We start from the raw sequence: 13,167 nt of genomic DNA, 5'->3' as shown, positions 1-13,167 counted from the left end.
CCCTTATCAGTCGTCTCGGGAACCGGGGTAAGGTGTGCGACTTTCGAGGTGCTTGTCAAAGCTCTCGCCATGCTCGAGTTGATAGGCTTCCAAAGCCTCAACTAGGATCGTTGTCTGCACTCTTCGAGGCATCGCCTTGAATCCACCAATAACCCTTGCAACCGTTGCATGGTCGCTAGGTGGCGGTGGATAGGCTTTTTCAAGCGTATGAACGATTTCCGCGTTCATGCTGCGACCGCTTACATCTGCCGCATCCTTGATCCGCTTCCGCATGCCCTCCGGCAAACGAACGATGAACTTATCCTGAGACTGTGAAGGCGCGTCACTCATGCTGGCTACTTGCCATTACAAAAGACGTTGACGCAATACTGGCAACCTGCCATACGTTACATGGCAACTTGCCAGCATGAGGCAATCATGACCGAACGAAAGCCCCTGCAACTGCGCCTGCCGCCCGACCTGAAAGCATGGCTTAAGGCCGAGGCTGAAAAGAACGGCGCTTCCCAGAACAGCGAAGTGATCCGGGCAATCCGGGCCGCGATGGACCGCACCGACCTGCAACCGACCACCTGACCCAAGGAGCAAATGCAATGACCACCACAACCCCCACACCGGGGAACGATACCGGCTTGCCCGAACGCCCTACGCTGTCCGATTGCAGCACGACAGCGACTTTCCTCCATGGGCTGTTGCAGGGCCTGCAAATCCTGCTTGAAGAAGCCCACGCAGGGAACCCTGCAACGCCCGCGTCCAATGCCTGCACCGCGCTGGCGGATGAAATGGTGGCCAAGGCCAGCCGTCTGGTGAACGATCTGGAACGGGTGCAGTGATGGCGCGGGATTTTGTCGTTGACAACATGGCCTGCGAACTGAGCGTGGCCCTGTCAGCATTGGGCTTTCTGGCCGATCAGATTGCAGATGTGCATGACGATCAGACTATGCCGAAAGGGCTGAGGGCGGCGGTGCAGGTTGTAGTTGCCGCCGCAACCATGCACGGCACGGCGCTGATCGACTGGGCCGAGGCGAGGGCGGTGAGTGGCGAAGCGGCATAAACTTGCAGAACCCCACGGTATGGGTCTTTACAGCCCCATGCCGTGGGGCTATGGTAATCCCACACAATGGGGCTGCATTATGACCGTCGATCACGAAGAACTCTGGCAGAAGCTGAACGATGCAAACCAGATTTGGGCTGAACCGCAGTTTCTCTTGCCCGATGTGTGTAAGATCACCGGCGCGACCCCGAAAGCATTGGAGCATTTTCTCGACCCCAAGCGCGGGCTTGTCCACCTGATGGGGGAATGGGTAAACCCTGGGACCGGCAAGCGGCGCAGGTTCACGGGCAAACAAGTGCTTATGATTGCCGCAGCCTACACGATGAACCGGGTGGGCTTTCCGCAACGTTGGTCCATTGATCTGACGGAAATGGTGGGACGGCGTGTTTTCGCGCGGGGCCACGGCATTGTGCAAAACTCCGGCATGACGATTCTCACCTATCCCATGAAGAACGGGGATTGGGCCGTTGTGCCGATCTACAACGAAACTAGCGAAGAACCCCGCCTGCCGAACGCTGTGCAGGTGTTGGACGTTGATCGTCTGATTGACGAAACGCACCGGCAACTGATGGCTATCGTCGCCGGTGAGGAGGTCCCGGACTTTTCCATTCCAGACCTTGAACCGGAACCAAACCCATTTTCTCCAAAGGCGAATTTCACCAAGGCTTGGGAAAAGGACGAGGCGGGCAACTGGCTGTTGGTTGGTCTGACGCTGGAGGAAACGCAAGAGTTTATGAAGCTGCGCGGGATGCGGCTGAAAGGTGACGATCTGGAATACTTCGACGTCCACTTCAACGACCGCAATCCGGCGCGGGCGATTGAACTGGATCAGCAGCACGAGTTGGTGCGGTTGCGGGCCTGCGGGCTGTTCGCATCGGATGACAACGACTGATGACCGCGCGCCCCGTCCCCATACTGGCGAACGAAACCACGGCTGCGGCGCTGCTTGACATGCGCCCTGCCGAGTTTCGCGCGCTGGTCGAGGGCGGTCATCTGCCTGGGGGCCGGGAAATCGCACCGGGCTTCAAGCGGTGGGATACAGACGAACTGCGCAAACTCGCCAAGGGGGAACTGGCGCGACCCGATGGAGGTTTGACCCTATGACCCGCCTGCCCGTCAAACCGAGGCTTGAGTGGAAAGAGGTTCGCGGCAAGCTGGTGCCCCGGCATCGCAAGGTTTGGACCGAGGGCGGGAAGCGCCGTGAAAAGGTCATCACGCTCGACTGGAAAGGCGATCTGCAAGAACTCGACAGGCTGTATTGGCTCTGCGAACGGGGCCAGCATGAAGGCCAGAAGCCGAAGGCACCGGAGCATAGCTGGCAGGCAGTGGTAATCGCGTGGCGCAAAGACCCGCGCATACAGCGCAAGCTGAGCGACTCGACCAAGAAAAGCTATCGGCACACGATGGACGCCATACTTGAAAAGAACGCGGGCAAGGCGGTGTCCGAAACGTCCCGCCAGCACGTCCGCGCGATCCATGACAAGCTGGCTGATACACCCCGCAAAGCCGATCACATGATTCAGGTTATCCGGCTGCTTTGGAACTTCGCCAAGGACAAACTCGACTGGCCGTTGGGCGACAACCCGGCAGCCAAAATTGATCTGTATGGCAAGACCCGCGAGTTTGAGCCGTGGCCCGATTGGCTGATCAATGCCCTGCCCTCTGCCCCGGCTGATGTGCGGACAGCGGCAGAACTGATCCTGGGCACTGGTCAACGTCCGAGTGCCGCCATTGCGATGCGACACGATGACTTTGACGGTGACGAAATGTCGGTGTCTGACGAGAAAGGCGACGAGCGTTTCAGTGTCTACTGTCCCGTCCGGCTGCGCCAGTTTGTCGGCTCTATCCGCAAGACCGGCGCTTACCTGCTTGCGAAGAACCTAACGCAACCGCTGGGCTATTCGGCAGTGGAGAAACAATTCCGCGACTGGCGGGAAACCTTGGGCGAGAAGGCCAAGCCCTTTTCCATGCACGGGCTGCGCAAGCTGGCAATCGTCCAACTGGCCGAGGCCGGATGCAGCGACGCGGAGATACAAGCCGTCACCAATCAATCGGCGGCGATGGTGGCGTTCTACCGCCAAAAGGCCAGCCGCAAGAAGCTATCCAAGGCGGCACAGAATCGAAGGGACCAGAACAGAAACGAAACGTGAAAGTGGGCTAAGCCTGTGGGCTACACGCCCGGACCAGCAAAAACAAGCGAGAGGCAAAATGCAAGATAACGCAGTAAAATCAACGTGGTGCCCGAGGTCGGACTCGAACCGACATGCCTCGCGGCGGAGGATTTTGAGTCCTCTGCGTCTACCATTCCACCACTCGGGCCTTGGAAACAGCGTTTAGCGCGGCCCCAAAGCGGCGTCAACCGCCGGTCAAAGCCGCTCTGCCGCAAAAGTGTCGCATTCCGCCAGTGACCCGCTGTCATAGCCCGTCAGGAACCAGCGCGACCGCTGCTCCGAGGTGCCGTGGGTAAAGGTGTGCGGCATCGGGCGCTGGCCTGCGTTGCGCTGCAACGTGTCGTCGCCGATCTGGCGGGCGGCGTTCACCGCTTCCTCAAGATCACCGGGCTGGATGCTGCCGAACTCTGCCTCGGCCCCGCGCGCCCAGATGCCCGCATAACAATCGGCCTGCAATTCCAGCCGCACCGAGATGGCGTTGCTTTCCGCCTCGGTCGCCTGGGCGCGCGCCCGGTTGGCCTGACCCAGAATGCCCAGCTCGTTCTGCACATGATGCGCGATTTCATGGGCCACCACATAGGCGGCGGCAAAATCGCCGCCCGCGCCCAGCCGCTGCTCCATCGTCACGAAGAACGCGGTGTCGAGATAGGCCTTTCGGTCGGCCGGGCAGTAGAACGGGCCGGTGGCCCCGCTGGCCCCGCCGCAGGGCGATTGCGTGGCCCCCTTGAACAGAACCAGCGTGGCCGGGCGGTAAGCGCGGCCCACCTGATCGGCAAAGACGCCTGCCCAGATATCCTCGGTGTCGGCCAGGGTGACGGACACAAACTCGCCCGCCTGACGGTCGGCCTCGGTGATCTCGGCAGGACCGGAGCGGGCGGACGTGCCTTCCAGCAAGGGCGTCACGTCGACGCCAAGGAAATAGCCGATCAGCAGCACCGCGATCAGCCCCACGCCGCCGACGCTTCCCGCCCGGCCACCGGACATGCCGCGCCGGTCCTCGATGTTGCGGCTGCCCCGCCGGCCTTTCCACTGCATCCTCTGTCCCCGTTTCCCGGGGCCTGCCCCGTTGCTCACACACGCCACCCAGAGCCGCGTCAGGCTGGTGCCGCAGCAAGGCTCCGGCCGCGCGACTGTCACCACCATCCGCCACTCACACGCGCGTGAGGCTAATGCCTGCCCGCCCTGCCCGCAAGGTTTGAACCTTGACCCAGCCAGCCGCGCGTGATGCAACCCGGGCAGTAACGTGGCGGATGGCCGGGGGTTCCACATGACGCGCAAGATGCTGATGCTGATCGCGGGGGCCGGGTCTGGCCTGCTGCTGGCCGGTGCCCTTGCCTTTCAATACATCGGCGGGCTGGCGCCCTGTGCCATGTGCCTGTGGCAGCGGTGGCCCCATGCGGCGGCGGTGATGATCGCACTGCTGGCGCTGGTGATGCCCGCGCGCTGGCTGGCGGGGCTGGGGGGGTTGGCGGCGCTGTCATCCGCCGGGATCGGGATGTTTCACACCGGGGTAGAGCGCGGCTGGTGGGAAGGCCCCAGCACCTGCACATCCGGCAGCATCGCAGGCGTGGCCCCCGAGGATTTGCTGGCGCAGATCATGGAGGCCCCGCTGGTGCGCTGTGACGAGGTGGCCTGGGCGATGGCGGGCCTGTCGATGGCGTCATGGAATGCGGTGCTGTCGCTGGGTCTGGCGCTGGTCTGGCTGGCGGCGACGCGGCGCTGAGGGCCGGAAACCTGCGGCTGGCGTTGCCCGCGCGCCATGGCCGTCACGCGGCCCATGGGTATCAGCCCGCAGCCCCGGCGCTTTCCGCCTTTTTCTGCCATTTGCCGGTTTCCTCGGACCAGTATTGCGCGGCCAGCCCCGCGCCGGTCAGCGCCTTCCACTGCACCCGGGCCGCCGCCGTGGCCGCATCATCCTGCCCGTCGAACAGCAGCCAGACACGCTCCAGCCCGCGCGCCTCGTCCGGAGTCACCGCAGCGCCATCCACCAGCATCAGCGCCTGCGCGCCATTGCCGATTTCCCCCCGCCCCAGCAGCACCGGCTGATCGGCGTCATGCGGCCCCCCCGCCAGCCCATGTGGCAGAAACCCCTCTTCCGGCCCCAGCCACAGCCGCTGATCCCACCAATCAAGCCGCGCGGCATCGGTGCCGCGCAGCATCACCCGCCAGCCCGCCACCAAGGCCCGGCCCAGCAAAAGCTGCGCCGTCTCCTCAGGCGGCGAGCGGGTGAGGTGGTAGAACATCACGACGCCCATCAGCCTGCCAATGTTGCAGGATCAAGCGCAAAGGGGTCATAGGTGCCAAAGGTCCAGACATGGCCTTCACAGTCACGCACCGAAAAGCTGCGCCCGCCATAGGATTCCTCGCGCAGCGGCATCAGCAGGGTGCAGCCCGCCGCCACGCAGCGGCCATGCACCGCGTCCAGATCAGTGACCACGGCATATAGGCTGACAGTGGCCCGCCCGCCGGTATCTGACGGATGCGCCATGAAGGCATCAAATGCCCCGCCCTGTTCCGGCCCGAACATCAGCATCCCGGTGCCCAGCATCATCTGCGCATGCTGGATACGCCCGGAATCGTCGCGATAAACTCCAGCTGGCACCAGCCCGAACACATCGGTCAGAAAGGCCAGGGCCGCCTCGCAATCGTGATAACGTGTTGCAGCAATCAGCATGGCCTAGCCCTCATACATGTCCTTGATCAGCCGGTTCAGCGCCATCACGCCCCAGCCGGTCGCCCCTTTGGGTGCCAGCGCGGTATCGGATTTCAGCAGCGCGGTGCCTGCGATGTCCAGATGGCACCACGGCACCTCGGGCTTCACGAACCGGGCAAGGAACTGCGCCGCCGTGATCGCCCCGCCGTCGCGGCCGCCCACGTTCATCATGTCGGCGATGCGGGATTTCAGCTTGGCGTCATAGGCCTCGCCCATCGGCATGCGCCATGCACCCTCGCCCTCGGCGGCGGCGGCCTTGAGAAAGGCGTTGCACAAGGCATCGTTGTTGGAAAACACGCCGGTATTCTCATGCCCCAGCGCCACGATGATCGCCCCGGTCAGCGTGGCAAGGTTGATCATGCCGCTGGGTTTGAACCGTTCCTGCGCATACCACATCACATCGGCCAGCACCAAACGCCCCTCGGCATCGGTGTTTATGACCTCGATCGTGTCGCCCTTCATGGATGTCAGCACATCACCGGGGCGGATGGCCTTGCCGTCGGGCATGTTTTCCACGATGCCGACCAGCCCCACCACATTGGCCTTGGCCCCGCGCAGCGCCAGCGTGCGCATCACGCCCGAAACCACACCGGCCCCGCCCATGTCCATGGTCATTTCCTCCATCCCGCCCGCAGGCTTGATGGAGATGCCACCCGTGTCGAACACCACGCCCTTGCCGACCAGCGCAAAGGGGGGCTGATCCTTCGGCCCGCCGTTCCATTGCATGACCACAACCTTGGACGGGCTTTCCGACCCCTGCCCCACGCCCAGCAAAGCGCCCATGCCCAGCTTGGTCAGATCGGCCTCTTCCAGAATTTCCACCTCCAGCCCCAGTTCCTGCATCGCGGCAAGCCGGGCGGCGAAATCATCGGTGGTCAGGATATTGGCGGGCTCATTCACCAGATCGCGCGTGAAGAACACACCCTCGGCCAGTGCGGCCAGCGGCGAGGCTGCCGCCGCCACGGCCTCGGGCCCTGCCACCATGAATGTGACCGGGCCGGGGGGCGTGTGTTCGCCGGTCTTGTGCGCGGTGAATTCATAGGCGCGCAGCACCAGGCCGAACGACAGGTCCGCCGCCCGCAGCAACCCGTCGGCCAGCACGGTGGTGCCCGCCTTGCCCAGTTTCGCGCCGATGGAACCGCCCGCCTTGCGCGCCGTGGTCACATCGGCGCGCTTGTCCAGCCGCACCACCTGCACCGCATCGGCGGCAAGGCCCGCGGGCCAGGCCAGATCCTGCGCGTCACCCTGTTTCATCTTGGCGAAAGCGTCTGACGCGACATAGCGTTCGACCGCGCCGCGCATCAGCTTGTTCACCCGTTTGGCCCCCGGCCCCAGTGCGCCGCCCTCACCCGCCAGGATCACGATACGGCCCGGCAGACTGGCCAGCGCCTCAAGATCGGGGTCGCGGAACTGGATCGGAACGGGGTGGGCCATGGGGTCTCTCCTGCATGCAGCGCGCTTTTGCCGGACGGTAGCCCCTGCCCCGGCCAATGACCAGATACCAGTTTTCCCCGCCGCCGATTTCCGCTAGCGTCCGCCGCAGCGGGGCGGTGTGGCCCGGCCCTGGGGGACATGGCGCGTGGCAAGGACGGACCGATACATGCTGTCGCTGCTGGTGGCGCTGTTCGGCTTTTTCTCGCTGGTGCTGGTGCTGGTCTACTGGATCAACCGCGCGGTGGGGCTGTTTGACCAGTTGATCGGCGATGGCCAGTCGGCGCTGGTGTTCCTTGAATTCTCGCTGCTGACGCTGCCCAATGTCATACGGCTGGTGCTGCCGATTTCGGCTTTCGCCGCAACGGTTTATGTGGTGAACCGCCTGACGCAGGACAGCGAGCTGGTGGTGCTTCAGGCCACCGGGTTTTCGGCCTTCCGGCTGGCGCGGCCGGTGCTGTATTTCGGGCTGATCGTGGCGCTGATGATGGTGATCCTGATGAATGTGCTGGTGCCCGCCAGCCGCGCCACGCTGGCCGTGCGCAGCGCCGAGATTGCCGAGAATGCCACCGCGCGTTTCCTGAACGACGGGCGGTTCATGCACCCGGGCGACGGCGTGACCCTGTATATCCGCGAGATTGCGGCGAATGGCGAATTGCGCGACCTGTTCCTGGCTGATGACCGTTCACCCCGCGAACGCACCACCTATACCGCGCGGCGTGCGCTGCTGGTGCGGGGCGATACGGGGCCGAAGCTGGTGATGCTGGACGGCATGGCGCAGATCCTGCGGCGCGAGGATCAGCGGCTGGCGATCACCCGGTTTGACGATTTCACCTATGATCTGGCCGGGTTGATAACCACCGGCGGGCCGGATGCACGCACGCTGGACGAGCTTGCCACCATGGAACTGCTGGCCCCCACGGCTGCGCTGATGGCCGAGACCGGGCAAAGCCGCGCGACATTCCTGTTTGAGGGGCACAGCCGCATCGGCCAGCCCTTTCTGGGCCTTGCCGCCGCGCTGATCGGGTTTGCCGCGCTTCTTCTGGGCGCGTTCAGCCGGTTCGGGCTGTGGCGGCAGATTTTGTTTGCGGTGCTGCTGCTGATCCTGTTGCAACTGGTGAACACCGCTGCCAGTTCGGCCGGGTTGCAGGATGACCGGCTGTGGCCACTGGCCTATCTGGCGCCCGTCACCGGCTGCGGGCTGGCGGCGGGGCTGTTGTGGCTGGCGCAGCGGCCCCGGCACCGCAGGCGCGGCGCGGCGGTGGCAGCATGACGCTGAGCCTTTATATCGCGCGGCGGTTCGTGGTGATGGTGATCCGCGTGTTCCTGATCTTTTTCGGGATCATGATGCTGATCGACATCCTGGATCAGTTGCGCCGGTTTTCCGATCAGGGTGTCAGCCTGGCGCAGGCCATCGAACTGGCGGCGCTGAACGTGCCTGCCAGCCTGTACCGCATCCTGCCGCTGATCCTGATTCTGGCGTCGATCGCGCTGTTTCTGGGGCTGGCGCGGTCAAGCGAACTGGTGGTGGTGCGGGCGGCGGGGCGATCTGGCCTGCGCTTTCTGGTGGCCCCCGCGGGGGCGGCATTGCTGTTGGGGGTGTTTGCCGTGACGGTGCTGAACCCGATGGTCGCGGCCACGGCGCGGGAATATGACGCGGCCTATGACAGGCTGGTGCGCGGCAATGACAGCGTGCTGTCGGTCAGCGATGACGGGCTGTGGCTGCGGCAGGGGGCCGAGGATGGCCAGACCGTGATCCACGCCGCCCGCGCCAGTCTGGACGGGACGGAGCTTTATGGCGTGACCTTCCTGACCTATGACGCAACGGGCGCCCTGGCGACGCGGATCGAGGCCGAGGGTGCCACGCTGGGCGCGGGTGCCTGGGCGTTGCGCGGCGTGAAACGCTGGGCACTGGATGCGGCCAACCCCGAATCCGGGGCGATGGTGACGGCGGCCATGGACCTGCCCACCAACCTGACGCGCGAGGGTATCCGCGACGGCTTCGGCACACCTTCGGGCATCCCGATCTGGGAACTGCCGCAATACATCGCCGATCTGGAACGGGCCGGCTTTTCCGCGCGCCAGCACCGGGTCTGGTATCAGATGGAACTGGCCCTGCCTTTGCTGATGGCCGCGATGGTGCTGATCGCCGCCGGTTTCACGATGCGCCACGCGCGGTTCGGCAAGACCGGCACGATGGTGCTGTTCGCGCTCATGGGTGGCTTTGGCATCTTTTTCCTGCGCAATTTCGCACAGGTTCTGGGTGAAAACGGCCAGATCCCCATTGCGCTGGCGGCATGGAGCCCGCCACTGGCCGCCGCCATGCTGGCGCTGGCGCTGTTGCTGCACCTGGAGGATGGCTGATGCGGCTGATCCGGCTTCTGGCGCTGTGCGCCGCTTTTCTGGCCCCGCTGCCGCTGGCCGCACAGCAAGCGGCCACACTGGTGGCCGATTCCGTCGCCATCACCGGGGAAAGCACTCTGGTCGCACAAGGCAATGTCGAGGTGTTCTATCAGGGCCGCCGGGTGCAGGCGCAGCGCATCATCTATAATCAGGCCGCCGACAGCCTCAGCATCGAAGGCCCGATCGTGCTGAAGGATGACAGCGGCACTTTCATCCTTGCCGATCAGGCCGAACTGTCGGCGGATCTGACCCAAGGCGTGCTGACCAGCGCGCGGCTGGTCTTGAACCAGCAGTTGCAACTGGCCGCGACCGAAATCAGCCGCATCGGCGGGCGCTATACGCGGCTGGGGCGCACGGTGGCGTCATCCTGTCAGGTCTGTGCCGAAAACCCCACGCCGCTGTGGGAAATCCGCGCCAGCCAGGTGGTGCATGACGATGTGCAGCGCCAGATCTATTTCAGCGACGCGCAACTGCGCATCGCGGGCATGCCGGTGTTCTGGCTGCCGCGCCTGCGCATGCCCGACCCGCGGCTGACCCGCGCCAGTGGCGTGCTGACGCCCTCGCTGCGCACCACCAGCGGGCTGGGGACCGGGCTGAAGCTGCCCTATTTCATCACGCTGGGCGACAGCCGCGACCTGACGCTGACGCCCTATGTCACCACAAAGGGCGGCCGCACGCTGGAACTGCGCTACCGGCAGGCCTTTTCCAGCGGCGGTATCGAGGTGAGTGGCGCCTGGTCGCGCGACGAGCTGCTGCCGGATGACCTGCGTGGTCATGTGCTGGCCACCGGCGCCTTTGAGCTGCCGCGCGATTTCGACCTGACCTTCCGCATCGAGGGTGTCAGCGACCCGGCCTATTACCTTGACTATGGCCTGCCCGAGCGTGACCGTCTGGACAGCCGCGTCGAGGTGTCGCGCACAAGGCGCAACGAACATATCGAGGGGCGGCTGATCTATTTCCATTCCATACGCGACGGGGAAAGCAACGCCACGCTGCCCTCGCTGGTGGGTGATCTGACGTTTCACCGCCGGTTCAGCGCGGGGCCCCTGGGCGGCGAGGCGGGGCTGCGGCTGCAAACCCACAGCCAGTATCGCAGTTCCACCCTGCCGTTTGACACCGACATCGACGCCGACACCGATGCCGACGGGCGCGACATGGCGCGTGCCTCGGTCCGGGTGGACTGGCGGCGCAACTGGGTGCTGCCCGCAGGCATTGTCGGCACGCTCTTGGGCGAGGCCACGGCGGATGTCTATCAGATCACGCAGGATGACATCTATGACGGCACCACCACCCGTCTGCATGGCGCTGCCGCGATGGAGTTTCGCTGGCCTTGGGTGCGCGCCGGGCGCGGCGGCGCGCAGCATGTGGTGGAACCCGTGGCGCAACTGATCTGGAGCCCCTCCAGCACCGAAGATCTGCCCAACGAGGATTCGGCACTGGTTGAATTTGACGAGGGCAACCTGTTTTCGTTGAACCGCTTTCCGGGGTCGGATGCCACCGAGCGCGGAACCCGTGCCAATCTGGGCATCAGCTGGACCCGGTTCGATCCGGCGGGCTGGTCGTTGGGCCTGACGGCCGGCCGGGTGATCCGCACCAGGGATACCGCGCAGTTCGGCGGGGCCTCGGGGTTGGATGGGCAACGGTCGGACTGGCTGGTTGCCATGCAACTTGGCCTGAACGGCGGGCTGATGATGACCAATCGCGTGCTGTTCGACGACGATCTGGAAGTGACCAAGGCCGAGCTGCGGATGGATCTGCAACGCGATGACTATGGCCTGGCCGCCAGCTATGTGCGCCTGATGGCCGACCCGCTGGAAAGCCGCGACACGCCGGTTTCGGAACTGACGCTGGACGGACGCTACCGCGTCACCGATTTCTGGACGGCCAAGGCGTCAAGCCGCTATGACGTGAAGGCCGACCGCACCGCCCGCGCCGGTGTCGGGCTGGAGTTTCGCAACGAATGCATGAGCGTCGATCTTTCCCTCTCGCGTCGGTTCACATCCTCGACTAGTGTGCAACCAACCACGGATTTTGGCCTTTCGGTCGATCTTCTGGGCTTTGGCAGTGGCACGGCCCCCGGCCCGTCCCGCCGCTGTGGCCGCTAGGGGATGCCCGATGCACCAGGCAATCGCATGACAACGAACAGAAAAACGGCAACAGCAGTGATGAGACCACAATTTCTGATGCGGCCCTTCGCCCTGATGCGCGCGGCAACCCTGCTGCTGGGCATCTGTGCCATCGCGCCAATGGCCGTGGCCCAGCAAAGCCCCTTCGCGCCCCGGCTTTACATCAATGACCGGGTGATTACCAATTACGAGCTGGAACAGCGTATCCAGTTCCTGCGGCTGCTGCGCGCGCCCGGCGACCCGGAAACCGAGGCGATGGATGCGCTGATCGAGGACCGGCTGCGCCGCGATGCCGCCGAGGCGCTGGATCTGGAGCTGACCGAAGAGCAGGTTCTGGCGGGCATGACCGAATTCGCCGGCCGCGCCAATCTGACGGCCGAGGAATTCGTGACGGCCTTGGGCGAGGCGGGGGTGGATGCCGAAACCTTTCGCGATTTCGTGGCCGCAGGGCTGGTGTGGCGCGAAGTGGTGCGCGCCCGGTTTCTGCCGCGCGTGTCAGTGACGGATATCGACATCGACCGCGCGCTGGCCAATGCCCAGCCCCGCGCCGCCGTGCGCGTGCTGCTTTCGGAAATCATCATCCCCGCCCCGGCAGGGAACGAGGCGCAGGCCCTGGCCCTGGCCAGCCGCATCGCGCGCGACACACGCGGCGAGGCCGCCTTTGCCGCCGCCGCGCGCCAGTATTCCGCCGCAGCCTCGGCCGCCAACGGCGGGCGGATCGACTGGGTGCCGCTGGCCAACCTGCCGCCCGCCATAGCGCCTTTCGTGCTGGCGCTGAGCCCCGGCGAGGTGACGCAGCCGGTGGCCATCCCCGATGCCGTGGCGGTGTTCCTGCTGCGCGCGCTGGAGGAAACCGCCCTGTCCGCCCCCGCCGCGATGGAGGTGGAATACGCCCAGTATCTGCTGCCCAATGACGGCAGCGCCGAGGCCAGCTTTGCCCGGCTGCGCAGCGGCGTCGATACCTGCAACGATCTTTACGGCCTCACCGATGGCGCGGGCGAACCGCAACTGACGCGCACCACCCAGCCCATGTCAGCCGTGCCGCAGGATGTGGCGCTGGAACTGGCCCGGCTGGATGCGGGCGAAGTGTCGACCGCACTGGTGCGCGGCGGCAACCGGGTGTTCCTGATGCTGTGCGCCCGCCGCCCGCAGCTGGAAACCGTGCCCTCGCGCGACGAGATCCGCCAGCAGATCCTGAACCAGCGCATCGCCGGTCTGGCCGAGGCCTATCTGCAGGATCTGCGCGCCAACGCGATCATCCGCGAACCGTGA

The 13,167-nt window shown here is 64.9% G+C and carries 16 protein-coding genes and 1 tRNA gene; 11 read left to right on the top strand and 6 right to left on the bottom strand.

Annotated features, from left to right (window positions below; translation table 11 throughout):
- Positions 1–6 precede the first annotated feature (6 nt).
- A complete protein-coding gene (locus tag GEU84_RS00570; protein WP_152823564.1) occupies positions 7–330 on the bottom strand; it encodes an Arc family DNA-binding protein in 324 nt (107 codons plus the stop codon).
- Positions 331–390: 60 nt separating this feature from the next.
- Here GEU84_RS00570 and GEU84_RS00565 point away from each other — a divergent pair, with 60 nt between their 5' ends.
- From GEU84_RS00565 to GEU84_RS00540, 6 genes are read left to right on the top strand one after another with little or no spacing between them, the layout of a single operon-like run.
- Complete coding sequence (locus GEU84_RS00565; RefSeq protein WP_152823563.1) at positions 391–573, top strand: Arc family DNA-binding protein; 183 nt, start codon at positions 391–393, stop codon at positions 571–573.
- A 17-nt stretch (positions 574–590) separates the two neighbouring features.
- Positions 591–830: a hypothetical protein gene (locus GEU84_RS00560; RefSeq protein WP_152823562.1), complete on the top strand. Its 240-nt coding sequence runs from the start codon at positions 591–593 to the stop codon at positions 828–830.
- Positions 830–1,051 carry a hypothetical protein gene (locus GEU84_RS00555; RefSeq protein WP_152823561.1) on the top strand — a complete coding sequence of 74 codons (222 nt, stop codon included), beginning with the start codon at positions 830–832 and terminating at the stop codon, positions 1,049–1,051. Before GEU84_RS00560 ends, GEU84_RS00555 begins: the two co-directional genes overlap by 1 nt.
- Positions 1,052–1,088: 37 nt before the next feature.
- Positions 1,089–1,943, top strand: a complete 855-nt coding sequence (locus GEU84_RS00550) for a hypothetical protein (protein WP_152823560.1) — start codon at positions 1,089–1,091, stop codon at positions 1,941–1,943.
- Positions 1,943–2,155 (top strand): hypothetical protein, encoded by a 213-nt coding sequence (locus GEU84_RS00545; RefSeq protein ID WP_152823559.1) that lies wholly within the window; start codon positions 1,943–1,945, stop codon positions 2,153–2,155. The genes GEU84_RS00550 and GEU84_RS00545 overlap by 1 nt, the downstream gene beginning before the upstream one ends.
- Positions 2,152–3,201 carry a tyrosine-type recombinase/integrase gene (locus GEU84_RS00540; RefSeq protein WP_152823558.1) on the top strand — a complete coding sequence of 350 codons (1,050 nt, stop codon included), beginning with the start codon at positions 2,152–2,154 and terminating at the stop codon, positions 3,199–3,201. Before GEU84_RS00545 ends, GEU84_RS00540 begins: the two co-directional genes overlap by 4 nt.
- Before the next feature lie 85 nt (positions 3,202–3,286).
- On the opposite strand, the gene GEU84_RS00535 is transcribed toward GEU84_RS00540, so the two are convergent.
- Together GEU84_RS00535 and ypfJ are read right to left on the bottom strand one after the other, a co-directional pair.
- A tRNA-Leu gene (locus tag GEU84_RS00535) sits at positions 3,287–3,370 on the bottom strand.
- Between the two features lie 47 nt (positions 3,371–3,417).
- Positions 3,418–4,257 (bottom strand): KPN_02809 family neutral zinc metallopeptidase, encoded by an 840-nt coding sequence (gene ypfJ, locus GEU84_RS00530; RefSeq protein WP_152823557.1) that lies wholly within the window; start codon positions 4,255–4,257, stop codon positions 3,418–3,420.
- A gap of 232 nt (positions 4,258–4,489) precedes the next feature.
- Here ypfJ and GEU84_RS00525 point away from each other — a divergent pair, with 232 nt between their 5' ends.
- The gene (locus GEU84_RS00525; protein ID WP_152823556.1) at positions 4,490–4,945 is read left to right on the top strand and encodes a disulfide bond formation protein B; all 456 of its coding nucleotides are present in this window, start codon (positions 4,490–4,492) and stop codon (positions 4,943–4,945) included.
- A gap of 61 nt (positions 4,946–5,006) precedes the next feature.
- Here GEU84_RS00525 and GEU84_RS00520 read toward each other — a convergent pair whose 3' ends face one another.
- Genes GEU84_RS00520 through GEU84_RS00510 form a run of 3 tightly spaced genes read right to left on the bottom strand, consistent with a single transcriptional unit; the run spans position 5,007 to position 7,369 of the window.
- Complete coding sequence (locus GEU84_RS00520; protein WP_152823555.1) at positions 5,007–5,477, bottom strand: DNA polymerase III subunit chi; 471 nt, start codon at positions 5,475–5,477, stop codon at positions 5,007–5,009.
- A complete protein-coding gene (locus tag GEU84_RS00515; RefSeq protein ID WP_152823554.1) occupies positions 5,477–5,896 on the bottom strand; it encodes a VOC family protein in 420 nt (139 codons plus the stop codon). The genes GEU84_RS00520 and GEU84_RS00515 overlap by 1 nt, the downstream gene beginning before the upstream one ends.
- A 3-nt stretch (positions 5,897–5,899) precedes the next feature.
- The gene (locus GEU84_RS00510; RefSeq protein ID WP_152823553.1) at positions 5,900–7,369 is read right to left on the bottom strand and encodes a leucyl aminopeptidase; all 1,470 of its coding nucleotides are present in this window, start codon (positions 7,367–7,369) and stop codon (positions 5,900–5,902) included.
- 145 nt (positions 7,370–7,514) lie between these two features.
- Between GEU84_RS00510 and lptF the strand changes: the two genes are divergently transcribed.
- From lptF to GEU84_RS00490, 4 genes are read left to right on the top strand one after another with little or no spacing between them, the layout of a single operon-like run.
- Positions 7,515–8,639, top strand: a complete 1,125-nt coding sequence (gene lptF / locus GEU84_RS00505; protein WP_174539242.1) for an LPS export ABC transporter permease LptF — start codon at positions 7,515–7,517, stop codon at positions 8,637–8,639.
- Positions 8,636–9,730: an LPS export ABC transporter permease LptG gene (gene lptG, locus GEU84_RS00500; RefSeq protein WP_152823551.1), complete on the top strand. Its 1,095-nt coding sequence runs from the start codon at positions 8,636–8,638 to the stop codon at positions 9,728–9,730. Before lptF ends, lptG begins: the two co-directional genes overlap by 4 nt.
- Entirely contained in the window at positions 9,730–11,874 is a 2,145-nt protein-coding gene (locus GEU84_RS00495; RefSeq protein WP_152823550.1) for an LPS-assembly protein LptD, read from the top strand. Before lptG ends, GEU84_RS00495 begins: the two co-directional genes overlap by 1 nt.
- Before the next feature lie 60 nt (positions 11,875–11,934).
- Positions 11,935–13,167: a peptidylprolyl isomerase gene (locus GEU84_RS00490; protein WP_152823549.1), complete on the top strand. Its 1,233-nt coding sequence runs from the start codon at positions 11,935–11,937 to the stop codon at positions 13,165–13,167.

Origin of the sequence: Fertoeibacter niger (assembly GCF_009380135.2) — a bacterium.
GTDB lineage: Bacteria > Pseudomonadota > Alphaproteobacteria > Rhodobacterales > Rhodobacteraceae > Fertoeibacter > Fertoeibacter niger.
Note: the sequence above shows the minus strand (reverse complement) of the source record. Positions and strands in the feature narration are given on the sequence as shown.

What these genes read in the sequence shown, in the direction of transcription:
- ypfJ (WP_152823557.1), bottom strand. Translation starts at nt 4,257, where the DNA reads ATGCAGTGGAAAGGCCGGCGGGGCAGCCGCAACATCGAGGACCGGCGC.
- GEU84_RS00515 (WP_152823554.1), bottom strand. Translation starts at nt 5,896, where the DNA reads ATGCTGATTGCTGCAACACGTTATCACGATTGCGAGGCGGCCCTGGCC.
- GEU84_RS00545 (WP_152823559.1), top strand. Translation starts at nt 1,943, where the DNA reads ATGACCGCGCGCCCCGTCCCCATACTGGCGAACGAAACCACGGCTGCG.
- GEU84_RS00550 (WP_152823560.1), top strand. Translation starts at nt 1,089, where the DNA reads ATGCCGTGGGGCTATGGTAATCCCACACAATGGGGCTGCATTATGACC.
- GEU84_RS00495 (WP_152823550.1), top strand. Translation starts at nt 9,730, where the DNA reads ATGCGGCTGATCCGGCTTCTGGCGCTGTGCGCCGCTTTTCTGGCCCCG.
- GEU84_RS00570 (WP_152823564.1), bottom strand. Translation starts at nt 330, where the DNA reads ATGAGTGACGCGCCTTCACAGTCTCAGGATAAGTTCATCGTTCGTTTG.
- GEU84_RS00565 (WP_152823563.1), top strand. Translation starts at nt 391, where the DNA reads ATGGCAACTTGCCAGCATGAGGCAATCATGACCGAACGAAAGCCCCTG.
- GEU84_RS00490 (WP_152823549.1), top strand. Translation starts at nt 11,935, where the DNA reads ATGAGACCACAATTTCTGATGCGGCCCTTCGCCCTGATGCGCGCGGCA.
- GEU84_RS00555 (WP_152823561.1), top strand. Translation starts at nt 830, where the DNA reads ATGGCGCGGGATTTTGTCGTTGACAACATGGCCTGCGAACTGAGCGTG.
- lptG (WP_152823551.1), top strand. Translation starts at nt 8,636, where the DNA reads ATGACGCTGAGCCTTTATATCGCGCGGCGGTTCGTGGTGATGGTGATC.
- GEU84_RS00560 (WP_152823562.1), top strand. Translation starts at nt 591, where the DNA reads ATGACCACCACAACCCCCACACCGGGGAACGATACCGGCTTGCCCGAA.
- GEU84_RS00525 (WP_152823556.1), top strand. Translation starts at nt 4,490, where the DNA reads ATGACGCGCAAGATGCTGATGCTGATCGCGGGGGCCGGGTCTGGCCTG.
- GEU84_RS00520 (WP_152823555.1), bottom strand. Translation starts at nt 5,477, where the DNA reads ATGGGCGTCGTGATGTTCTACCACCTCACCCGCTCGCCGCCTGAGGAG.
- GEU84_RS00510 (WP_152823553.1), bottom strand. Translation starts at nt 7,369, where the DNA reads ATGGCCCACCCCGTTCCGATCCAGTTCCGCGACCCCGATCTTGAGGCG.
- GEU84_RS00540 (WP_152823558.1), top strand. Translation starts at nt 2,152, where the DNA reads ATGACCCGCCTGCCCGTCAAACCGAGGCTTGAGTGGAAAGAGGTTCGC.